General features: G+C 43.6%; 18 protein-coding genes, 2 pseudogenes and 1 riboswitch. Of the genes and pseudogenes, 10 read left to right on the top strand and 10 right to left on the bottom strand.

What is annotated here, in order from left to right:
• Nucleotides 1-107: 107 nt before the first annotated feature.
• The 8 genes from DWZ76_RS03745 to DWZ76_RS03780 all read right to left on the bottom strand — a co-directional run bounded on the left by DWZ76_RS03745 (nucleotide 108) and on the right by DWZ76_RS03780 (nucleotide 7,919).
• Complete coding sequence (locus DWZ76_RS03745) at nucleotides 108-632, bottom strand: hypothetical protein (RefSeq protein WP_015516227.1); 525 nt, start codon at nucleotides 630-632, stop codon at nucleotides 108-110.
• A gap of 266 nt (nucleotides 633-898) precedes the next feature.
• Entirely contained in the window at nucleotides 899-2,431 is a 1,533-nt protein-coding gene (locus tag DWZ76_RS03750) for a hypothetical protein (RefSeq protein WP_015573038.1), read from the bottom strand.
• Between the two features lie 131 nt (nucleotides 2,432-2,562).
• The gene (locus DWZ76_RS03755; RefSeq protein ID WP_021630766.1) at nucleotides 2,563-2,847 is read right to left on the bottom strand and encodes a DUF6809 family protein; all 285 of its coding nucleotides are present in this window, start codon (nucleotides 2,845-2,847) and stop codon (nucleotides 2,563-2,565) included.
• 13 nt (nucleotides 2,848-2,860) lie between these two features.
• Nucleotides 2,861-3,238 (bottom strand): TnpV protein, encoded by a 378-nt coding sequence (locus DWZ76_RS03760; protein ID WP_021630767.1) that lies wholly within the window; start codon nucleotides 3,236-3,238, stop codon nucleotides 2,861-2,863.
• A 4-nt stretch (nucleotides 3,239-3,242) separates the two neighbouring features.
• A complete protein-coding gene (locus DWZ76_RS03765) occupies nucleotides 3,243-6,176 on the bottom strand; it encodes a DUF4368 domain-containing protein (RefSeq protein WP_118471906.1) in 2,934 nt (977 codons plus the stop codon).
• Nucleotides 6,173-6,649, bottom strand: coding sequence for a PcfB family protein (locus DWZ76_RS03770; protein WP_002586631.1), 477 nt, complete (start codon nucleotides 6,647-6,649; stop codon nucleotides 6,173-6,175). The genes DWZ76_RS03765 and DWZ76_RS03770 overlap by 4 nt, the downstream gene beginning before the upstream one ends.
• Nucleotides 6,650-6,690: 41 nt before the next feature.
• Nucleotides 6,691-6,912, bottom strand: a complete 222-nt coding sequence (locus tag DWZ76_RS03775; protein ID WP_002569164.1) for a DUF5348 domain-containing protein — start codon at nucleotides 6,910-6,912, stop codon at nucleotides 6,691-6,693.
• Between the two features lie 23 nt (nucleotides 6,913-6,935).
• Nucleotides 6,936-7,919: a DUF6017 domain-containing protein gene (locus DWZ76_RS03780; RefSeq protein WP_002586632.1), complete on the bottom strand. Its 984-nt coding sequence runs from the start codon at nucleotides 7,917-7,919 to the stop codon at nucleotides 6,936-6,938.
• Nucleotides 7,920-8,243: 324 nt separating this feature from the next.
• Here DWZ76_RS03780 and DWZ76_RS03785 point away from each other — a divergent pair.
• From DWZ76_RS03785 to DWZ76_RS03805, 5 genes and pseudogenes are all read left to right on the top strand, one after another.
• Nucleotides 8,244-9,888 (top strand): annotated as a pseudogene (locus DWZ76_RS03785) (recombinase family protein).
• Between the two features lie 70 nt (nucleotides 9,889-9,958).
• A complete protein-coding gene (locus DWZ76_RS03790) occupies nucleotides 9,959-10,828 on the top strand; it encodes a helicase (protein WP_243017766.1) in 870 nt (289 codons plus the stop codon).
• A gap of 59 nt (nucleotides 10,829-10,887) precedes the next feature.
• The gene (locus DWZ76_RS03795) at nucleotides 10,888-11,235 is read left to right on the top strand and encodes a DUF6664 family protein (RefSeq protein ID WP_118471910.1); all 348 of its coding nucleotides are present in this window, start codon (nucleotides 10,888-10,890) and stop codon (nucleotides 11,233-11,235) included.
• Nucleotides 11,236-11,349: 114 nt separating this feature from the next.
• A complete protein-coding gene (locus tag DWZ76_RS03800) occupies nucleotides 11,350-12,015 on the top strand; it encodes a hypothetical protein (protein ID WP_118471912.1) in 666 nt (221 codons plus the stop codon).
• A pseudogene (locus DWZ76_RS03805) lies at nucleotides 12,005-12,280 on the top strand (sigma factor-like helix-turn-helix DNA-binding protein); the annotation flags it as partial. The gene DWZ76_RS03800 and the pseudogene DWZ76_RS03805, both read left to right, overlap by 11 nt.
• Nucleotides 12,281-12,312: 32 nt before the next feature.
• On the opposite strand, the gene DWZ76_RS03810 reads toward DWZ76_RS03805, so the two are convergent.
• Nucleotides 12,313-14,208, bottom strand: coding sequence for an ATP-binding protein (locus DWZ76_RS03810; RefSeq protein ID WP_118471914.1), 1,896 nt, complete (start codon nucleotides 14,206-14,208; stop codon nucleotides 12,313-12,315).
• A 585-nt stretch (nucleotides 14,209-14,793) separates the two neighbouring features.
• Here DWZ76_RS03810 and DWZ76_RS03815 point away from each other — a divergent pair.
• From DWZ76_RS03815 to DWZ76_RS03835, 5 genes are all read left to right on the top strand, one after another.
• Nucleotides 14,794-15,126 carry a helix-turn-helix transcriptional regulator gene (locus DWZ76_RS03815; protein ID WP_181986209.1) on the top strand — a complete coding sequence of 111 codons (333 nt, stop codon included), beginning with the start codon at nucleotides 14,794-14,796 and terminating at the stop codon, nucleotides 15,124-15,126.
• Between the two features lie 134 nt (nucleotides 15,127-15,260).
• A riboswitch (cyclic di-GMP riboswitch) is annotated at nucleotides 15,261-15,336 on the top strand.
• A 100-nt stretch (nucleotides 15,337-15,436) separates the two neighbouring features.
• Entirely contained in the window at nucleotides 15,437-17,281 is a 1,845-nt protein-coding gene (locus DWZ76_RS03820) for an ABC transporter substrate-binding protein (protein ID WP_118471916.1), read from the top strand.
• 2 nt (nucleotides 17,282-17,283) lie between these two features.
• Nucleotides 17,284-19,572: an ATP-binding protein gene (locus tag DWZ76_RS03825; protein WP_243017767.1), complete on the top strand. Its 2,289-nt coding sequence runs from the start codon at nucleotides 17,284-17,286 to the stop codon at nucleotides 19,570-19,572.
• A 69-nt stretch (nucleotides 19,573-19,641) separates the two neighbouring features.
• Nucleotides 19,642-22,470 carry a transporter substrate-binding domain-containing protein gene (locus tag DWZ76_RS03830; protein WP_118471920.1) on the top strand — a complete coding sequence of 943 codons (2,829 nt, stop codon included), beginning with the start codon at nucleotides 19,642-19,644 and terminating at the stop codon, nucleotides 22,468-22,470.
• A gap of 51 nt (nucleotides 22,471-22,521) precedes the next feature.
• A complete protein-coding gene (locus DWZ76_RS03835; RefSeq protein WP_107001123.1) occupies nucleotides 22,522-22,875 on the top strand; it encodes an Hpt domain-containing protein in 354 nt (117 codons plus the stop codon).
• A 50-nt stretch (nucleotides 22,876-22,925) separates the two neighbouring features.
• On the opposite strand, the gene DWZ76_RS03840 is transcribed toward DWZ76_RS03835, so the two are convergent.
• Nucleotides 22,926-23,261 (bottom strand): ABC transporter ATP-binding protein, encoded by a 336-nt coding sequence (locus tag DWZ76_RS03840; RefSeq protein ID WP_147352115.1) that lies wholly within the window; start codon nucleotides 23,259-23,261, stop codon nucleotides 22,926-22,928.
• Nucleotides 23,262-23,333: the final 72 nt, after the last annotated feature.

The following is a 23,333-nucleotide window of genomic DNA, read 5'->3' on the forward strand; positions in this document are numbered from 1 at the left end:
GAAAATGGGGATAAAAAAAGACCGTCAACTTTTCGCACATTGCGACCAGTCAACGGTCAGTTTTTCGGTATTCAGTTGTTGTGTTCAGTTCGGTAAATTGAAGTTGGTCAAAGTTGTTGGCGAAGATATTCCACAACATTTCCATTCGTATCATAGAAACAGATGTTTCCTACATTGAGGGGCAGGACAATGGCGAAAGGCTTGCCACTATCAATATCAATCACCTGAATGCCGTTGCCATCATCTACTTCAAGTCGAACAATATTTTGGGTATTCATTGAGATAAATGCCCTTTCGTTATTTCCCTCAACAACAAACTCTGCAATGTAATCATCAACCTCAACTATATCTCCACCACCACGGAAGAAATATCCAAAAGACAAGCCAGGGCGATTTACATAGACAGAAAAAGTGTGGTCTGTCTTGTCCTGTGGGTAAGAAATAAATGCAGCCATTGTGTCGGAAATGCTTCCATCAACAATCCAATCATCCAAAATTTTTTGAGATTGGCGAATGTCTGCTTCTAAACTGTTTGCGGTTTTACCAATGTCATTGTTTGCATAAAGGAAACCGAAAACCAACACACAAGCCAAAATAACACCCAAGAGGATTATGGGTAATTTCTTTTTCATAGAATCACACTCCTTTATCAAATTAAGATTCTTGATTTTCAAACTTGCTGGCGGCGAACGGTTTGTCAAAACCGTTTGCGGACGGCAAGTCCACAGGGGATAGCCGCTTTAGCGGCGCAAGGGGGTGTAGCCACCTTGACGGAACGAAGTGACGCAACATTCTCGGTCATGCAGTTTTCTTCTGCTGACGGAGAATGAAGCTCCGCAGGACGCACTACTCTCGACAGAGAGTATAGAAGTGCGCCCTTAGAGTTCTAAGGGTATTTTTAGATAATTGGGAATGTTTCTTTGTCAAACTGCGTAACATTGAACACGATACGCCACTCGACATCATCACCAACCGGTTCAAAGTGCAGAGCAGAACAAGCAGCATGAAGTTTTTCTTGTGAATTTGTTCCATATATAACTGCTGTCGGACCATCTGCACCACCAATAACACCAACAACAAAACAGGAACTACTGCCAACTGGACGGAACGAATGATCGTCTGGTGTAACTTCTATCGGTCTATCGCCTTCATCACAGTCAAAAACCGAAATGTTCTCCATCGGTTCAGGGGTAAGTGTATAACTCATGGCAATATAATGTGTCGGATAAATCCAGCGATCAGAACCAAAACTATTTTGAGGAACTGTCTGCTGTTCTATTTCCTGCACGGTCAGTGTATGGGTTATTCCGCTAACAGGATGGGAAAACATAAATGAATCTCCGGGTGCGTGAACTTTGAAATGTGAGCCTGGAACTTGTCCTGGTTGCTGCTCCATTGTAAGAAAAAGTTTATTGATTTCAGGGTGATGCTTGGTTCCCCAAGGAAATACGTCTCTGCATATGACCCAGCCATAAGTACTATCCAGCCCATAATGGTCGATTGCCCATTTTGCTTCCAACTCATTGATAACGCCATCTGGCAGACAAGGATTAAAGCTCACAGCGCAGCCATGGGTTGTCTGTAATATTTTCTCGTTTAACTTCAAGCAAGGTTTGAAGTTAAAACAAAGTGGGTTTTCCCATTCCATCTGCATCTGTTGCTCACGGGTAAAATTTTCACATGAGTCATTTTCCCAGTCCAGATTCCATTTTTTCATGAAGTCACGGATGCTTTCTGAATCAACTCGCATACAAAAATCAACGACAAGTCCTTTGCTACATGAATAAGCTGCCGGAATTACCCAATGATATCCAGCCCAATCGAATTGTTTATCCAGCTTGATCTCTTTTCCGGCACGGTCTTTACCTCGATGTCCCCAGAAATCTCCATCAAAGTAGACCTTCCATTCAGGGGCAACCAATTCTGCTTCTGAAGTCATATCATTATCGTAATAATCTTCTGTGTATTTAATCTGACTGTAATCAAAGGAAGATTGCAGGTTTTTGATATATGTCCACGGTTGTTCCATAGGCAACAAATTCATCTTCTCTGAAATTTCCGATAAAGTTTGCTGTTGTTCCTGGGTTGTAGGGTTTTCATTGAGAAAGGCTTCAAACTGTGCTTCGTTCCACATCCACGCTTGTTCCACTGCCGCCACATCACCACAAGCCAGTATAAGCCGCAGAAAGTCGGTAAAATTTTCAGCTACTGGATGAACATAATCAGGAGAAGTATTCATGGGGCTGACAGAGAAAACCATCTCTCCAAATCCACGAATGAAACAGAAGTGGATACCATCTATCCCTGCCCATCCAAAAACCGATGCCCCTTTTGGGGTACAAAAATAATTTGTATTATCCTCACGGAGTTCAACTCCCACAGGACTTAAATCGACACCCCGCTGTAAAAATTTTTTCAAAATTCTATTCATTAAGCATCCCCCCATAAAATTAGTGCTATCACGCTCTTGATTGTAGTAAATTTTATCACAAGAGTGTGAATAAATCTACTGGCGAATGCTGAAACCGCCCGAACAGTTTCTTTCTGCTCAGGCGGCTTTCTTCATCCATTTTTCTTTCTTCTGCTGCACTTGTTCATGGGCTTCCTGCTGAACATCAGCCCAGCGGAAAAGCCATACTTGAAGTGACTTTCACTTTCTTCACATTGGGCGATTGCTGTCTGCGCCCGGAGTTCCTGCACCAGCTCATAGTCCTCTTTGCTGAGCCGCTGGGACAACTGCTCCATGAGCTTTTCACAGGCTATGACTGCCTTTCGGTATTCCGGTGATGTAGGTACAACTGTCTCGCAGGGATAAAACTCCCCATTATACATGGCTTCCAAAATCATAGCTTTACCTCTCTCAACAGTAGATTAGTTCCGTCTTGATGATTTCCTCTGCCCGGCAGCGGATGGAGTTCATTGACTGCACCCATAACATCTGATTTTCCGCTTTCATGGCTTCGGTCACGCCCTCGGCTTTCATCATCTGCCGGATAATCAAGTCCAGCCTGTCTGCCGCCTGCTCGTTCAGATCGGCAACGACGGTGTGGAGGCTGCCGGACAAAATTAGCTCGTTGTAAAGCATGGGACGGTGCAATTTCAGATAGGACTGGTGCAAGCGTCCCCAATGCCCAATAGGTCGGCGTTCCTCCGGCAGCTTCAAGTCCGGCACATAGTAGTCGCCCACCAACACATAGTCCATACCGTTCTCATGGATTCTCGGTTTCAACTCTTTCATAAAATCACGCTCCCTTTCTCGGTCCCAGCTGCGGCAAACTGCTCACCGGGATAAATACCCCTCTGGCAATATCCTCGGTGCGGATTGCCTGTTTTCTGGCTTCAATCTCCGCTTTTTTCTTGGCTTTCGTGCGCTCCTCATACTCTTTCTGTTTACCATTGGCTTTCCGCTTCAAGTAGTTCTGGTGGAGCCTGTCCTTGCGTTCCTCACGCTTGCGGATTTCCTCTAATTCCTCCGGGGTAAGCTCCACTTCGCCAAACGCAGGGGGAACGAAACGACCCACGAAATTGAAGTAAATCTCGACCTCCTGTGTGGTCTGAATACTGCCCTTGCGGTCACGCTCATGCACAAGGATTTTCTCAATAAACTCATTGAGCATGGCAATCGTCAGCTTGTCGAAATTCTCATACTTGTCAATCAGAGCGATAAAACGGTCAGCGTCCTTTTCGTGCTTCTCGTAGCTCTTGATAGCCTTTTCCAGATCGGAGATTTCAACGGTAAGCTCGGACTGTTCCTTTTCGTATTGAGCGTCCAGAGTGGCGTATCTGCTGTCGGACAGCTTTCCTAAAATGTTGTCCTCATAGATTTTGCAGAGCAGGACTTCCAGCTCGGAAACTCTCTGCTTTGCGGTGGCAAGGCGTGTCCGCTGTTTCTTGACCTCTGCCGTCTGCTGGCTGGACTGCGCTTCCTGCACCACACGGACAAACTCGGCTCGATCATGCTTCGCATACTCGGCAATGGCTTTCAGCATTTCAGAGACAAGGGACAGTACCACATCTTCATTGATACGGTGCTGTGTCGTGCAGAGCTTTCCAACTGGGACTTTGCTGTATTGGGAACAGGTATATTGAGAAATACGCTTGCCGTTGTTGGTGCGGTGGACATACATCTTGCCACCGCAATCGGCGCAATAGAGCAAGCCCGTGAGGGGAGCTGCTTCGCCCCAGCCGTCTGGGTAGCGTCTGACATTCCCACGGATTTTCTGCACAAGGTCAAAGGTCTGCTGGTCAATGATAGGCTCATGGGTATTCTCGAAAATTGTCCATTCGTCCTCCGGGACATAATGGCTTTTCTTGTCCTTGAAGTGCTTTCGGGTCTTGAAGTTGATGGTGTGTCCCAGATATTCACGCTTTTCAAGAATGTTGCAGATGGTGGAAGAACCCCAGCCGTACACATCTTTGAAGGCCTTATTTTTGTTCACGCCCTCGCCGTGCCGGGCAAGGTAAGCGGACGGAATGAGGACTTTTTCTTCTTTCAGCTTGCTGGCGATCTGATACGGACCGTAGCCGTCAATCGTCATGGCAAAGATGCGCTTGACCACCTCGGCGGCTTCGGGGTCAACCAACCATTGGTCTCTGGCTTCGTTCCAAAGATAGCCGTAAATGACCGTGCCTGTGAGGTGCTTGCCGGACTTGCCTTTGGACTGGAAAGTGGAACGGATTTTACGGCTGGTGTCTCTGGCGTAGTATTCGTTCATAATGTTGCGGAAAGGGGTAAAATCATCGTCCCCTCTGGCACTGTCCACGCCGTCATTGATGGCGATAAGGCGAACGCCACGCTGACGCAGGATTTCCATAATCTGACCGACTTTCAGATAGTCACGACCCATGCGGCTCATGTCCTTGATGCACAAATACTCCACATTCCCGGCTTCCACTTCTTTCATCATTGCTAAAAATCCGGGACGGTCAAAGCAAGTACCACTAATGCCATCGTCCGTGAAATGGACAATGTTTGTAAAGCCCTGCCGTGCGGCGAACTCCTCCAACATTGCCTTTTGATTGGATATGGAATTGCTCTCACGCTGTTGGTCATCATCTTTGCCAAAGTCATCACGGCTCAGTCGTTCGTACAGAGCTGTGATTTTCTCATTTTTTCTCATAACTTGCGCTCCTTTCTTCGGTTTTAGGTTGTGTGTTCTAAGAGACTTCCCAACCGCTTGATTAAGAAGTCTTTTAGAGCATACAACACCCGCCGCAAGTTTGTATTTTTTGTACTGCTTGACTGCAAAATGTTCCGGGTCTTTTTCTTCCAGACGTTCAAACATGAGGTCAACCGGGTTCTGGAAGTCCTCGTCGTCCTCGCGGGCTTCCGACGCATTTATCATTTCAAGCAGCGTCGTGAAGTTCTTCTCGTCCTCCGGGGCTTCATACCAGATATAGCCGATTAGTGCGGTATAGTAGAGCTTTTCCGCTTTCACCCAGAAATCCTCGCCGGATTTTTCCCCGTCGCCTTTGGTGTTGGCGATAATGGTATTGACTAACTTCAAAATGTCCTTTTCGCTCCGCAGATAGGCAAAGGGGTTGTATTTCATGGATTTTTTGAAGTTAATCGTATTTAGCACTTTGATACGGTATTTGTACCGCTGCAACATTTTTCCGGTTTCCAAAATCAGTGTTCCTTTCGGGTCAGTGACGATATACGACGTTGGAAAATCCTTTGACGTACATTGCATGAGCGACGGTTTCACAAAGAACCGGGTCTTGCCGCTGCCGGAACCGCCGATTACAAGGATATTTTTGTTTCTTGCGTATTTCGGCTGCTTCGGGCGGCTGTTCATGGTGAGCCGTTCCGTCTGCGTTAAGGGGATATTATTCTCAAATACCGGGTCTGTGTATGGCTTTATATCGTCAGCCCCGCCCCAACGCGCCGAACCGTATTCTGTCCCGCGGCGGTATTTCTTCGCGTTCTTGCCTTTGGTGTAGATAATCAGCCGAACAATGACCGCCCCCGCAATGCCTAAAGCTAAGTCTGCCGGGTGGAAGCTCGGCGCGATACTGGAAAAGGCGGCGGTAAAACCGTCCCCAAGATGTAGCAGCTTTGCGCTTGCGTCCGCGCCGGGGGAGAGCCGGACAGCCGCGCCCGCTTTATCAAAGAGCCAGACAAAGAGCAGATACGGGAGATTTAAGATAAGCAGCTTCTTGATTTCCGGCTTCATAGCGATACCTCCCTGTCCTTGTTCTTGACCTTTGCCCGTTCCGCGTTTCTGCCCTGTGCAGCTTCTTTGAGGGTAGAGAGCAGCTTTCGGATTGAGGGCTTTTTCTCCTGTGTCAGCTTTTTTGCGGAAAATTCCTTAAAGGCTGCGGTCAGCACGTCCGCGTCCCGCCCCTTGAAGAAAACCAGATAGCGGGGCGGGCTTTCCGTCGCGTCCTTTTTCAGCGCAAAGTCGATACCGTACTTTTTCGCCGTACTCTCAAAGGCTTTGATATTGCCCTCGGTAATCTCAATGTTGGAAACGCCCGCGTTCTGCTTCATAAGCTGCTTTAAGCTCTGCTTGCCCTGTGGCGGTTTGGAAAGCTGCTTTTTTCCCTTTGACAGTATGGCTTTCATTGCCTTTTGGAGCGTCTGGGCGGTCAGCTTCCCGGTCTTGATGTAAAGGGCTATGGTCTTTTCGTTTACTTCGTCCTGCAATTTGTCGCGTCCTCCTTTCGCGTTTCTTTATGGGGCGGCGGTCAGATACGCACCCGCAGCCCGTTCAAGTCCTCGGCTCTGATACCCACAAGATACCAGTTGTCGCCGTACTCAATCCGGGTCGGCTTCCACTTGCCCCGCACGAATACGTCAAAACATTCTCCACAATGCAGCCCGCCATAGTAGCTGTTTAAGTCAAAGCGAATGTCGTAACGGTCGGTGCGCTCGTCAAATACCAATGCTCCTGTCATTTTCTGTGCCATAATAAAATCCTCCTTTTGTTGTTTTACAGGCTTTCGCCCGGTTTGCATGAATAATAGTCCGGGTCGCCGTACTGCGGCTTCTTCGGTGACAGTGCGCCGCTTGCCATGTCATGGGCGACAAGGGAAGTGTAATAATTGCCGATAGTGGACGGGGCGTTGAAAAGGGCTGCTTTCAGATATTGCTTGATGTTGCGGATTTTCGTTGTGTTCTCCCGCATACAGTCAAGCACAAAGCGGATATGCTCGCCGTCCAGTTTCATAAACTTTGACTTCACAAGCTCTGCCGGGTAGTCGTCCCCCGCAATCCGTACCCGCTTTCTGGCGGTGCATACGGTTTCAAGCATGAGGTCTACAATCTCGTCAAGCCTGTCACTGTCAAACTTCATGTCCTGTTTGAGAATGTGGTAGTCGATATTGTCCTTGATGATTTCCCGGTATATATCAACTGCGCTCTGTGCTGCCGCTTCCGTTCCTTTCCGTTCCGGCGGCGTAGCCGCTTCTCTGCAAGGAGAGGGGTTAGGGGAAAGGATAGGAATGGAATGGGTACTTTGTTCATCAGTAATTATTTTTTCTTTTTTTGGTAAGTCAGTTCTTTGTATATCTTTATTTAATTGCGTTGGATTTTCCAACGTAGGTTTTTCCAATGTAGGTTTTTCCTGTGTTGGATTATCCAATGTTGGATTTTCCAATGTAGGTAAATCCGGCGTAGGCGGCTGCGGCTGCTCGAATATCACATAGTCCGCGCCCCGCAAGCGTCCTTTCTCGTCGCGCTCCCTTGAACGGACGATATACCCGGCGCGTTCAAGCTCCTTAATGGCTTCGCGGATAGCGTCTATCTTCTCCCGGTTGATAAGGGATAAGCCTTTCAAGGTGTAGTCCCAATCTTCGGGGAGTGACAGCATTTGCGACAACAGCCCCTTTGCCTTTAGGGAAAGCTCCTTGTTGCGTAGGTGGTGGTTGCTCATTACGGTGTAGCCCTTGTTCCGTTCCACTCTGAAAACTGCCATAGTTCATAACTCCTTTGCTTTGGATTTGTTACGCAGTAGAAGCGCGGTTTCGGGGGATAAGGTATAAATCCCTTTCCGCACCAGATACGCGCCCGGAAAACCGCTTGTAGCAAGGCTTTTTCTGCCCCTACTGCGTAACAAAGGGCATGAAAAAAGCGGCGTTCCTGTTCTCCCATGTAGAGAGTAAGAAACGCCGCTTCTGCGTCGTATTCAGTTTTTAGTACAATACCCTGCTTGTCCGTCGCTCGAAAAACCTTGATTTTCCAGTGTTTTCAAAAGTATCGTTATCTAACGTCAGCTTTCCAAAGACCAAGTTTCCAGAACATGATTAAGGACATTGAAAGCGGTCTGATAAACTGCGTTATCACGAAAGATTTATCTCGTCTGGGGAGGAACTATCTTGATTGCGGACTGTATCTGGAAGTGTTTTTCCCAGAGCATAATGTGAGGTATATAGCGGTCAATGACGGCGTGGACACGCTCAATAAATCCGCTATGGACATCACGCCTTTCCGCAACATCCTAAACGAAATGTATTCCGCCGATGTGTCGGTCAAGATAAAATCGGCGTACCGAGCGAGGTTTCAGCAGGGGAAATTCATGGGGACGACAGCACCATACGGTTACGTCAAAGACCCCGCCGACCACAACCATCTGCTGATAGATGACAAAGTTGCCCATGTGGTAAGGGAAATATTTGACCTTGCGTTAGCGGGCAACGGAATCGCCAAAATCCGCAAGCACATCAACAAACAGCATATCTTACGCCCCGCCGCTTATGCGGCGGAGCAGGGGGCAACAGGCTATGAGAGGTATTTTGAGGAGAATGAGGAGAACCGTTATATTTGGAGCGAGAACAGCGTAAGGGGCATTTTAAGAAGCCCGATATATGCGGGAAACCTTGCAGGCTACAAGCGGATTGCCGCCAACATGAAAAGCAAGAAACGCCCCTCTAAGCTGCCCGAAGAATGGGAAGTGATACCAGACACCCATGAGGGGATAGTCACGCAGGAGGAATTTGATACCGTACAGCAGCTTATTACAAGCCGCAGATTACCAGAAAACAAGGGCGGCTTTGAGAACATCTTTGCAGGCGTTATTAAGTGTGCGGACTGCGGCTATGCGATGCGGGCTATGAGTGCCAACAGGAGGAAACGCCCCGACATCATCGACTGCGTACAATATTCCTGCAATAATTATGGCAGATACGGTAATATCATGTGTACCGCACACAGCATTGAAGCGAGGGACTTGTTCAACGCTGTCCTCACCGACATCAACCGATTTGCGGATATGGCAGTCAATGATGAAAAGGCAGTGAGGGCGATTGAAAAGCGGCTCACGGAAACAGACCAGAGCAAGGCAAAGGCACTGGAAAAGGAGCAAAGAAAACTGAACAAACGCCTTGCAGAACTGGACAGGCTGTTTTCCTCACTCTATGAAGATAAGGTGATGGAGCGTATTACCGAGCGGAATTTTGAGATGATGTCGGGAAAATACCAGAAAGAACAGCTTGAAATTGAAGCAAGGCTGAAAGAGGTAACGGAAACGCTCAGCGACAGCTATGAGAAGACGCAGGGTGTCCGTGATTTCCTCTCCCTAATCCGCAACTATCAAGGCATTAAGGAACTGGACGCAACCATCATAAACGCACTTATAGACAAGATACTTGTTTCGGAACGTGAGAAACTTACAGACGGAATGGTGCGGCAGGAAATCAAGATTTATTATAAATTCATCGGCTTTGTCGGTGAATTACATATCACACCGACAAAGCGGTGGACTGCGTTAAAGCCTAAGAATTGTACGGTGTGCGGTGTTGAATATGTTCCCCGCTCTGGCATATCGAAGTATTGTCCTGCTTGTGCCAAGAAGATACAGAGGGAGAAATCAAACGAGAGCAAACGCAGGAGCAGGGAGCGAAACAGACAGGCATGTATTGAACTGTCCGCAAAAAATGACCGACTGACCTTGAACAAAGGCAGGGGCGTATTGAAAGGCAGGGCAATATGTTCCCAGAGGTGGAGGTTTACCGTTATGTGACAGAGCAAACTTTTGATGCCTACCTCTATCAGTTGGTGGAGAGCAAGCAGAAATTTATCAGCCAGATAATGACGAGCAAAAGCCCTGTCCGTTCTGCTGAAGATGTGGACGAGGTTGCCCTGTTCTTTGCGGAGGTTAAAATGCTTGCCACAGGCGATGCCCGTTTTAAGGAAAAGATGGATTTGGATATACAGGTATCAAAGCTTCGAGTGTTAAAGCAGAGTTATCTTTCCGAACATTACGACCTTGAGGACAGGGTGCTGAAATACTATCCCCAGACCATTAAGGAGTATGAGGAACGCATTGCAGGCTATGAAAATGATGCAGCTCTTGCCGAACAGCACAAGCCGCAGGGCGAGGATAAGTTCTGCCCGATGACCCTAAAAGGCGTGACCTACACCGAAAAGGCAGACGCAGGCGAAATGCTTCTTGCAATCTGCAAGGATTATCCGATGTCCGCACCTACCGAAATCGGCAGCTACCGAGGTTTCCGAATGGAGATTTATTATGATACCGTCAACGCCCATTACTGTATGAACCTTTGCGGAAAAGCAAAGCATAAGGTTGATTTAGGTGCTGATGCCCTCGGAAATCTGACCCGAATCGAGAACGAGCTGTCAAAGCTCCCCGTCAGACTGGAAGCAGCTAAGACCAAAAAGGCGGAAACTATCGCACAGCTTGAAACCGCAAAGGAGGAAATCAAGAAGCCTTTTGCCTTTGAAGATGAGCTGAAAGAAAAAACAGAACGGCTGAACGCTCTTAACATTGAGCTGAATCTGAATGAAAAAGATACTTCCGTTATGGATACCGAGCCAGAGCAGGCAGAAGAACAGCCCGAAAGAAAATGTGCAAGTCGGGAGAGATAATGCGGTTTGCATATTTGTATTGCTGATTTCTGGGAAGTATAATAGGTGTTGATTAGTAAATGTCGGAGGTGAAAGGTGTGCTTGATAATTTCAGATTTGAAACTTTTGTTGATGTGCATAGCAACATTTTTGCTGAATATCTAAGCTCCGTTATCGCAAAGCTGCCCAAAGAAAATCCAGAATATCGTTCCATAGAGGAAAGGATAGAGGAACGCTACAAGGAGTATCCAAAAGTGATGGAGGCTTTGGATACGGAAAAGCCGAGCGATTTATCCGAGCAGGAGTGCAAGGCTTTGATAGAAGTTTTGGAGCTTCGGAACAGGCTCAGTGATATGCAGCAGGAAGCAATCTATTTCAGAGGGTGCTATGACAGCGTTGGGTATCTCAAAAAAGCAGGAATTTTATAACCGAGAATGGGCGGCATTGGCGTGGAGCTGATGCCGCTTTTACATAGCCGCAGAGATGGAAAAACTTACATCTATGTGGTATAATAAAAAAAATTCAAATGATAAGGTGATAGTATGAAATATTCTTTGCCAAGTAATTGGAGTGGAGATTTTGAAAATGATGGCGTTCTTTTCTTTGCACAACGATTGGAAGAAATGCTGTTTGACTATTCTATTGATTTATATCGTATGCCATTGTTAAATACACATGGATTAGCAGAAGAATATTGTGATGTTGCTAATAAGGTTAAATCGGGTGAAGTGAAAGAATATCAAAGAGATATAATTTTCGATGAGTTAATTGAATCATTGAAAAATGATATAGTATTAAAAGAATGTTGGAGTTATGAAAATATAGAAAAGGTTATAAAAACCTTTGGCTCAAGCTCTCAGCAAGAAAAGTACAATACTATTTCTTATATAAGTGCAACATTGAGCAATGGGAGATATTATGATTGGTGCGTTAAAACAATCATTAAATATACAAATCATCCGAAACAAAAAAAGAAATTAGAATCAGCTTTAAGATGTTTTCTCCCAGAACTAATATCCATGGGTTATGATGCACACTATGTTTATAGCGAATTGCGGAAATGTTTTTTTGAAAAAAATGTCGTTGATAAAGACAGCGTCAAGAAATTTTTGGATGTTTTCAATTTCGAAATACACAAATATACCGTTTATTTTTCTGTGTCAGCTCTTGCAATTAGATTTAAAGACATTTTAGTAAGTCCTTGTTGATAAAATGGCTGTTTGGGACGACTACGAAACAGATTATACAATCTTTTCAGTATGTGGCATTGATATTCGTGTCCTTGATGATGAATTGGCAGAAGCCTTGAAGAAACTTCCAGAAAGAAAACGCAATACTCTGTTGATGTATTACTTCTTGGAAATGACAGAAAGTGAAATTGCCAACTTGCAGAAAATCACGCAAAGCGGTGTATTTAGAAACCGACATCACGCTTTGGAAACTATGAAAAAAATACTCAAGGAGGAACATTAGAAAATGAAACAGTTATTTAAGAAACCGTCTTATTACTTGATTTCATCAGCTATGAATGGCTTTGAAATGTGTCCGTTCATTCCAGAATCCAAGGATGCCTGTACATCTTCCTTGAAAGCATTTGCAGATTGTGCGATGATTGGAATTTTCGCAGCGTCTGGGCGCTCCTTGCTCATTGCACGAATTGCCCTTGCCGCCTGATGCCCATTCATTTTAGGCATCAGGACATCCATTAGAATCACATCATATGTGTCTGCTGGATTGTTGGCAAAACAAGCAACTGCGTCCTGTCCGTCTACTGCACGAGTTACATGCATACCTGCTTCTTCGAGCAGCGTGATTGCCAATTCCGCATTCAGCTCATTATCTTCTGCGAGAAGAACCTTTACTCCATTAAGGCTGACATCCTGTATCAGATTCAGCTCAGGTATCTGTTTTGGGTCTGCAAGTTCCATAGGAATTTCTACTGTAAAAGACGAACCACACCCTTTCTTGCTGTGAACCGTAATTGTACCGCCCATCAGTTCTACATATTGCTTGGAAATTGCCATTCCAAGCCCCGTTCCGGCATAATGTGTTCGTGCGCCGTTATCCTCCTGTGAAAAGGGTTCAAACAGCCTTTTCTGAAATTCTTCACTCATACCAATGCCATTGTCTTTTACCGCATAACTGCTTACAATATGCCGTTCGTCTATGCCCGGTTTGATACTAATTTCAAAAGTAATCGTTCCGCCATCTTTTGTAAACTTGACCGAATTGCTCAGAAGATTCGTCAATATCTCACGAATTTTTGTTGCATCCGTCAGAACATAAAGTTCTTTGGGGATGTTGCGATGTATCTCAAATGTTAAATCACGATTCAGTAGGAGTCCATCCACGATAGCAATCACATTATCTATTAGGACAGGCAAATTCTCCGGCTCAGGTGAGAAGCTTACCTTTCCGTTCTCGATACGGCTAAGATCCAGTACATTATTCAATAAAAACAGCAGATGCTCTGAACTTATTTTTACCTTTTGCAGACTATCGTGAATTTCAGATACATTTGTCTGGTTCAGTGCAATGTCCGTAAATCCGATAATAGCATTCATAGGTGATCGAATATCATGTGACATGTTAAGTAAGAAGGATGATTTTGCTCTGTTTGCGGTCTCTGCTTTTTCCGCAGCCTCGCGCAACAAAATCGTCTGTTCAATTTCATCTTCTCTTTTTCTTTTGTAGCCGATAAAGCAGACAGCACAAAGCAAAAACAGCACACATCCTGCCATAGCTCCAACATAAACGGATGCTCTTCTTGTTCGCTCTACAAGCCCATTCACAGACTGCATATCCATTTCAATGCATAAAGCACCAACTATTTCATCCGAATCGCCTGTTATAGGATAACAGGCTGTGAAAATAGGACCCCATGTCGTATCAACAATGTTCTGCGAATACACCGTTTCTCCTGAAAGAGCCTTGTTAATATACGGAATCATTTCATCCTCAATATAGTCTCCCGGATGTCTGACATCTCCTGCGTTGGGATCCAGACCGTCCACCACATAGATCAGCCTGTTTTCTTCATTTCGGGTGGCGGTGTATAAATATCTGGTTGAATTCAGCGTTCGAATTTCATTTAGAAACGAGGAAACCTTGTGATACATTTCTGTATTTTCATCAGATTGATGGCGGAGCGTGGCAAATTCTTCTCTTCCGATTTTTTTATTTGCCAATTTATGGATTGCATCTGCATTTTCTATATCACGTTTGAGTTCCGTTTCAAGGGCGATATCTGTATACGATTTTTGCAGAATATATGTATATGCTGATGCCAACAATGTGATTGAAAGCGTCAAAATTGCAAATAAACCTATGGAAAACTTGGTAAATCTCTGCTTTAACTCTTGGATGTCTTTGACTGACTTCTTGTCTGCTTGTGTTTTCATTCAATTTGACTCCACTTTTTATTTCATAGAAATATGTGGAAGGGGCTGATGTAAATACCGCATCTGCAGAGCGTGCATTTTTCCATCAGCTGATTCGCTTTTCAGATTTATCCTTTAATTGTTTCCTTATCCGTTCGGATGTTCAGATTTGTTGCTGACATACGCACAACCTCCACATGGCTTACAGTATACTCACATACTCGTGCCACGTCAATATAGTGTCATTATATGAGCTGTGAACTTTCTGTGAAAAGGCATCCATGTCAGATTGCGTAGCCATCTGCGAATAGCCTTTATATTCATCAGAAGGGTGATCCCTCTGGGATGGGGATTTATCCGTGGATATGCGGCTTTGCGGTATGAGAAGGCTTATTTTTTTGTTTGGGGTTTCAAACTTTTATGTGACAAACATAACTGTCTGTGTTATTATAAAAATGATATAAGCGAAAATGACTTTTGCGGAAACGAAAGTATCTTTATATTTTTTTATCCGTATACTTCCCATGATGGGGATAAATACTTGCAAAGTTGATTACTAATATTTTTTCATTATTACAGGTACAATAAGAACATGTAATAGCGGAAATGAGGTATAGTTACTTGCAGGTAGAGAAGTATATTGCGGATAAAATAACATCTTTATGTGAAAAGCGTGATATCAGTAAATACAGATTATCGCAGCTGTCGGGAATTTCCCAGTCGTCACTGGGAAGGATCATGGCGCAGGAAAACCTGCCGTCGCTGATCACACTTGAAAAAATATGTGCAGCTTTGGGCGTGACATTATCGCAGTTTTTTCAGGAAGGTAATTCAGAGAATCTGACAGAAAAACAGAAAGAAGTTCTAGGGATATGGAACGATCTGAATGCAAATGAGCAGGAAACAGTAATGTCAATGCTTCGTGGACTTCGGAAGTAGAAGAACAGTTCGAGTATATATATCGACTGTTCTTTTTTTGTTTTCAGGCGTTAAAACGGTAATGTTTTTCTTGTGTACAGTAGAGCGCTATAGTATAATAAAACCAGTTTTTTGCATAAGTTTAAAAGCTATAATAAGGAAATCGGCAAACCAGATGAAAGTCTGGGACGCAAAACTACAGGGCCTGTAAAATGGCAGCCAGTTGCATAAAATGAGGTGCACTGTCTGTCTGACAGTGCTTTTTTGTGGTGTTATTTCATAGACGTAACAATAATGACTTTATATAGGAAAGAATGAGGAAAATGAAAGTATGAAAAAGGCAAAACGTTGTCTGATAGCGGTGGTGTCAGGTGTACTTGCAGCAGCTGCTGTCTTGTCTGGATGTGGACAGTCAAAGAAAGAAGTATCTAAAAATGATGATCATCTTACCGTTTATCTGTGGGAAAATCGTTTGATGAAAAATATTGCACCCTATATCCATGAACAGTTTCCTGATCAGGATATCGAATTTATTATTGGTAACAATGATACCGATTTATACAGTTATTTTAAAGAACATGATGAATTACCGGATATCATAACAGTACGTCGATTTTCTGGAACAGATGCACAGGACTTACAGCCTTATCTTATGGATTTTGCTTCTTATGATGTTGTTTCTAAGTATTATTCCTATGCGGTGCAATATTATAAGAATGAGGAGGATGAAATCCAGTGGCTGCCAATCTGTGGTATTCCGCAGACGATCATTGCCAACAAAACACTGTTTGATCAGTATGGCATAAAGATTCCAGAAAATTATGAGGAATATGTACAGGCCTGTCAGCAGTTTTATGATAATGGCATAAAACCGTATTCCATGGATCTTGGTGAAGACTGGTCTAATAATGAAATCATCCAGGCAGCGGCAATCGGTGAGTTTACAAGCCTGGATGGTATTGAATGGCGAAACGGTGCAGAGACTGCAGCGGATGAAGTAAAGTTTGATGATACATTATGGAAACGTATTTTTTCAGAAACCAGTCAGTTTCTTAAGGACTCGCATTTTGGCAAAGAAGATATCAATATTGACATCAATACAGGAACCCAGATGTTTGTCGAGGGAAAATCAGCAATGTTTCATGGACATCCGACGGTTATGCAGCAGCTGCAGAAACAGATGGATGCGGAGCTGATCCGTATTCCTTACTTTTCACAGACATCGGATGAATCCTATGTGTATATGACTCCGTCATTAAACATTGCATTTAACAAAAACCTGGAAAAAGACCGGGAGAAACTGGATACTGCACTGGATGTGCTGGATTGTATGATTTCAGAAGAGGGGCAAAAGCTGATTGCGGATGGAAGCGGTGTTATTTCATTGAATACAGATGTTCCAACCATGATGCAGGATGTACCTGGACTGGAAGAGGAAATTAAAAATAATGCTGTTTATATCCGATATTCCGCTCAAAAATCATTTGATGCAAGTCTTGAGGCTGTTCACGGATTACTGTCAGGGGAAATGGATGAAACACAGGCTTATGATACTTTGCGCAGTGTAATGAATCGTAAAGTTCCGGAAGAAAAAGCAACGGTGAATTTTGAAAATGAATATTCCATTTCACTGAACGATAGAAATGGCCGTGATTCAGCATCTTCCATTTTAACTACGATCAGAGAAGAAAATGATGCACAGCTGGCTCTGGCACCATATTATTATTTCACTTCTTCTATGTATAAAGGAGAATGCACCAATAGCCGGGTTGGCATGATGACAGCAAAGAGTTCAGATACAGCATTATATTTTACAAAAATTAGTGGTAAACAGGTTTGTGAACTCGTGGAAAATTATTTCGCCGATGCGGATGAGAATTTTTATGTAACCAATAAATACGAATTACCAATTGCATCCGGTATGAAAATTATCGTCAATCAAGCGGAAAGTGGATTTTCATTAAAGGACTTGACAGTTAATGATAAGAAAATAGACAAAGAAAAGGAATACTCGATTCTTCTTACAGACACCACAATGTCTGTTTTGAAAAAAATAAATCCGAAATGTGAGATTGAGCAGCTTAAAGATACAACATTATCAAGTGCATGGATCGAAGCAATGTCAAAAGGACAGCAGCCGTCAGCACCGGAAGATTATATAGAGGTTGAACAGTAAAAGTGGAGATAGAACAAACGGTAAATAAAAGAAAAAAAATAACAAGGCTGTTGCTTATACTACTTATTATTCTTTTAAGCGTAGTTTGTATAAAGTATCTTATAAGTAAGTCTAGCAAGTATATCAGTGAAAATGGAAAAAGCAGTATGGGAGCTGTTGTTGAGCAGATGCAGCAGACCTATGATCTTCAAGTGAGTGGGTACTACAGCCAGCTGCAGTTGGTTAAGGAATTTTTACTTCATGAGAGGGAGCTGTCTCTTGAAACGGATATGAACAAAAGTTTCTTTGAAGCATGGGAAAAAGAATCGGAAAGTACACTTATATTCCTTCGGGAAAATGGTCAGGCAATATCAGCAGGTGGAACAAAAATGCGGATTGATATGCCAAGTAAATTTCTGCTGGACTTAAAGAATGGATACAATATTGGAAAACTGGTGCGTGTTGATTATGATCAGAAGAAAAAAGACGGTTATCTGGTTGCGATTCCATGTCAGGAATATACTATCAATGGGGAAACTTATACGGCAATTGGAAGCGTGTATGATCATTCGAAACTGGATTCCATGTTAAAACTGAAAGGTTATGACGGGAAAGCATATTTGTTCATTCTGGATAATGACGGAAATATTACGTATACGAACCAGAGTGGTGATAAATACCTGCGTAATTATTCCCTGTTAAAACATTTAAAAGGAGAACAGGCTATTACAGAAGAAGAGGCTGATTTGTTCAAAAAGAAGTTTAATAACAGAGAATCCGGAGTTGCACTTTTGGGAAAACAGAACCCCTATTATCTGGGGTATTGCCCGATAGAAAGCAACAACACCATTTTGGTATGTATTGTGGAAAGGGGAGTTGTTGACAATGTGCTGAGGGATTACCAGAAAACGGTGTTGTTTACAACAATACTCATGGCAGGTTATATATTTTTACTTTTTGCCGGATTATTCTACAGTATTTCCAGACTTAGTCTTGCAGATCAAAAAGCAGAATATGAAAAAAGAAATAATGAACTTCATTTACAAACAATGAAGGAAATGGAAGTAGTCAATCAAAAACTGAAAAAGGCAAAGAACGTTGCAACAGAGGCTTTGCAGACAGCTGAAAATGCAAATAAGGCGAAAACGGATTTCCTGTCTAATATGTCACATGATATTCGTACACCTATGAATGCAATCATTGGTATCACATCTTTGATCAGACATGATGCAGGTAATAAAGCAAAAGTTATAGAGTATGCAGAAAAAATAGACATTTCATCACAGCACCTGTTAGGAATTATCAATGATGTTCTGGATATGAGCAAGATTGAGGCAGGAAAAACAGTCTTCAAGTATTCTGACTTTTCTATTCTGGATCTTGTACAGGAACTTGACACTATATTTCATACTCAAATATATGAAAAGCAGCAGACCCTTACAATCATAAAAGAAAATATTCAGCATGAGTGGGTGAATGCGGATCAGGTTCACCTGATGCAGATTTTCAGCAACCTGCTTTCCAATGCAGTGAAGTATACCCAGGAAGGTGGGGAAATTCAGTTCTTTGTAGAAGAATGTGAGACAAAGTCATCTGTCTATGCAAAGTACCGTTTCTTAGTTAGCGATAATGGTATGGGAATGTCGGCAGATTTCAAGGATACAATTTTTGATGCGTTTACCCGTGCGGAAAGTTCCCTTACAAATAAAATACAGGGAACCGGACTTGGAATGGCGATTACTAAGAATCTGGTTGAGGCAATGGGAGGTACCATTGATGTGGAGAGTGAACCAGGACAGGGAAGCTGTTTTGAGGTTCTCTTGGATCTGAAAATTGCAGAGGATAGAACGGTTGCTCTGGCGGCACAAGAAGAAACAGATGAGCAGGATGGAAATATTCTGCAGGGAATGAAATTCCTGTGTGCAGAGGATAATGAGTTGAACGCGGAGATCCTGATAGAACTGTTAAAAATTGAAGGTGCGGAATGTACCATTTGTGAAAATGGCGAAGAGATTTTGGAAGCATTTGAACAGTCTGCTCCAGGTGATTATGACATGATTCTGATGGATGTGCAGATGCCTGTTATGAATGGTTATGATGCAACGAAGGCAATCCGCAGAAGCTCCCATGAAGCGGCAAAGAAGATTCCAATTATTGCAATGTCTGCCAATGCGTTCTCGGAGGACGTTCAGCATTCTCTGGCAGCCGGTATGAATGCACATATTTCAAAACCGGTTGAGATGAAGGTGCTGGAAAAGACGATCAGAAGCATAAAATCTGGTGGGGGGGGGTACCGAACCGCAGGTCACTGAACAGTGACAAATGGATTTGATGCGACAGTGCAATTTTATTAAACCAGAAGGTTGACAAGGAGATTTAATATGATTTCGAGAGCAAAGAAATATGTGGCAGTGTTACTGTTTTTTGTATGCGTGTGTATGCTGTTTTCTCCCCAGACTGCATATGCAGCCGAGGGCAGTTCACAGCATGAAACTGTCAAAGTCGGTTTCTTTGCCATGGATGGTTATCATGTGATGGATGAAGAAGGCAACCGCAGTGGGTATGGCTATGATTTTCTTCGGCTGATGGCCCGTTATTGGGATGTGGATTACGAATATGTCGGATATGATAAGAGCTGGGATGATATGCAGCAGATGCTTGAAGATGGCGAGATTGATATGGTAACATCTGCCCGCAAAACACCGGACAGAGAAGAAAAGTTTGATTTTTCACGTCCAATCGGAACCAATTATGGGATGCTGACCGTCCGCAGTGACAACAGCACGATTGTGGACGGCAATTACAGCACTTACAACGGTATGCGTGTGGCGCTTTTGAACGGAAACACCCGGAATGAAGAGTTTGCGGATTTTGCAGACAACAAAGGATTTACATATGTTCCATCTTATTTTGATACGACCACAGAAATGGATGAAGCCCTTCAGAGCGAAAAAGTTGATGCGATTGTTACCAGTTCTCTGAGAAAAACAAACAATGAGCGAATCGTGGAGAAATTTGGCAGCAGCGATTTCTATGTCATTGTTAAAAAGGGCAATACAGAATTGCTGAATGAGATCAATTATGCGATCGATCAGATGAATGCGGTTGAGGGTGACTGGAAAACGACGCTTTACAATAAAAATTATGAAAGCATCGAAACTAAGAATCTGGAATATACGGAGAAAGAAAAAAGTATTATTTCACAGTATTCCAAGGACAACCCGCTTCATGTTCTGTGTGATCCGACCCGTTATCCATATTCTTATAATGAAAATGGTGAGATGAAGGGTATTATCCCGGATTACTTCCGGAAAATTGCAGACTATGCCGGGATTTCCTATGAGTTTCTTACACCTGTCACCAGAGATGAGTATATTGCTTATCAGAAAAATAAGGAAACCACAGATATGAGCATCGATGCACGCCTGGAAACAGATAACTATGCTGAGACGAAAAAATGGGGGATTACTGCACCTTTCATTACGATGCAGCTGGCAAGGGTGACACGGCGTGACTTTGATGGGAAAATTAATGTTGTTACTACTGTTGACCAGACAGTATCAAATTCAATTGAAGATGCAATGGCACCCGGTGCAGAAAAACTGATGTGCAGTACCCGACAGGAAATGATGGAAGCTGTCCGTAAGGGTAAAGCAGATGCTGCCTTCGTCTACTATTACATGGCACAGGCGTTTGTGAACAGTGACACTACAGGCACCATGACATATACTCTGCTGGAACAGCCTACATTCACCTACCGCATGGTAATTTCATCAACTGAGAACCATGCGCTGGCTGGTATTCTGACGAAAGCAATGTATGCCATGCCCCAAAATCTTGTTGAAGATCTTGCAGCACAGTATACCACATACAAAGCAACAGAGCTGACATTTGTTGACTGGATCCGTCTGCATCCTGTTGTTACTGTTTTGGCTCTTCTTATTTTTGGAGGGCTGCTGACTACTATGGCTGTGATAATGGTGCGTCTCAGTGCAAGAAAAAAAGCTCAGAAGACGGCTCAGGAGAAAGCTGAGGAAATGGCGGAATTGGCAGAGCATGCACAGGCTGCAACCAAGGCAAAAACAGCATTTCTGTCACATATGTCCCATGATATGAGGACACCGATGAATGCAATCATAGGATTTACCGGTATTGCAATGAAAAACAATCCGTCAGACGAGGTGAAAAATTGTCTGGAAAAGATTGACGAAAGCTCAGAGCATTTACTGTCGCTGCTCAATGATGTATTAGATCTGACCCGCATCGAAAGTGGAAAAGTGAAATACAATCCGGTACCGGCGGATGTGAAAAACATTACAGATTCTGCATTGGATATTACAAAAGGCTTTCTTACGAACAGGGATATCAACTTTAAGATTCAGCGTGAAGGAGCAAAGATTCCAAATGTACTTGCGGATCCTGCACGCCTGCGTGATGTGCTGGTCAATATTCTGAGCAATGCCGTAAAATACACTCCGGATGGAGGGACGATTACATTTGAAGCCCGGTGTCTGGAAAAGGGCGGGGATGGATATATAAATATGCGTTACCGTATTTCGGATACTGGTATTGGCATGAGTGAGGAATTTACAAAAGAAGTTTTTGAGGAATTTGCACAGGAAGATTCCGATGTGAGAACGCAGTACCATGGAGTTGGACTGGGGATGGCTATCGTAAAGAAGTATGTAGATATGATGGGTGGAACCATTTCCGTGCAGAGTAAAAAGCATGAGGGAACCACATTTACTGTGGATATTCCTTTGGAAATTACAGATAAGGAATGTAGTAAGTCAGACACAGGTATTTCTGAAAAGGTGAATCTTACAGGTGTGAATGTCCTTCTTGCAGAGGATAATGAACTGAATGCAGAGATTGCTGCCGTGCAGTTGGAAGAGTTCGGGATGAATGTAGAAAGAGTTGTGGATGGAAAGAATGCTGTTGAGATTTTCAGAAATCATCCGGAAGGCACATTTGATGTAATCCTGATGGATATCATGATGCCTGAAATGAATGGTTATGAAGCAGCAAAAGCAATCAGGGCAATGAATGACAGACCGGATGGAAAAAACATTCCTATTATAGCAATGACAGCTAATTCATTTGCAGAAGATGTTCAGGCATCACTGGATGCAGGAATGAACGCACATTTGTCAAAGCCGATTGTGATTGATGAAGTTATAAAAACGATTTTAAGGTATGTATATAATTGATTCGCAGAGGTTCATGAATTAGTGGAATACAATTGACAGGAGGACTAAAATATGACAATGCAAGAGTGTTACGAAGCTATTGGAGGAAACTATGAAGCTGTCTTGGGACGCCTTCACAGCGAAGCACTGATTCGGAGATTTGCATTAAAGTTCCTTGAAGATCAGAGTTATATACAGTTAAAACAGGCATTGGAAAATAAAAATTATGAAGATGCTTTTCGCGGTGCACACACACTGAAAGGGGTGTGTCAGAATCTTTCTTTTGACCGTCTGTATGAGGTTAGTCATGAGTTGACAGAACTTTTGAGAGATAGAACCGGAGAGCAGCCGGGGATACCGGAAGCAATGGAAAAAGTAACAGAAGTATATGAGATGACAATTGAAGAAATAAAGAAGGGGCTGTAGTATTAAGTAATGCGACATGACTTTCTGCCTTGAATCAAGTGCTTGGAACATCATAAAAATGAGTGGATAAAGGAAACAAAATGTCGATTCACCAATAATTGGCCAAAGCGAACGTGGGAAAACTCCACCGCTCCCAGCGCATGACCGATTCGCTTCGGTGCTTCCGGCTCTGCTTCCATCTCCGGCTCATCCAGCAGCTCATATACCCGCTCCATGGAGGCCAGCGCCGATTGCAGAGAGTTTGTCATATAGGAAAGCTCTGTGATCGGTTCGCTGGACATGTTCATGTACTGGAAAAAGGCCTGGAACGTGCCGGGGGTCAGGCTGCCTTTTATAAGCATCCCACCGCCGAGGATCGCAATCCATGTGTCTGCCCTCCACGGCAATGTTGATCTTGTCGGCGGTGATGGTAGGGATCAGCAAAGCGCCTGCCGCATTCGCCAGCGTGACAAGTAGGA

Source organism: Clostridium sp. AF35-15, from assembly GCF_003477745.1.
Lineage (GTDB): Bacteria > Bacillota > Clostridia > Lachnospirales > Lachnospiraceae > Otoolea > Otoolea fessa.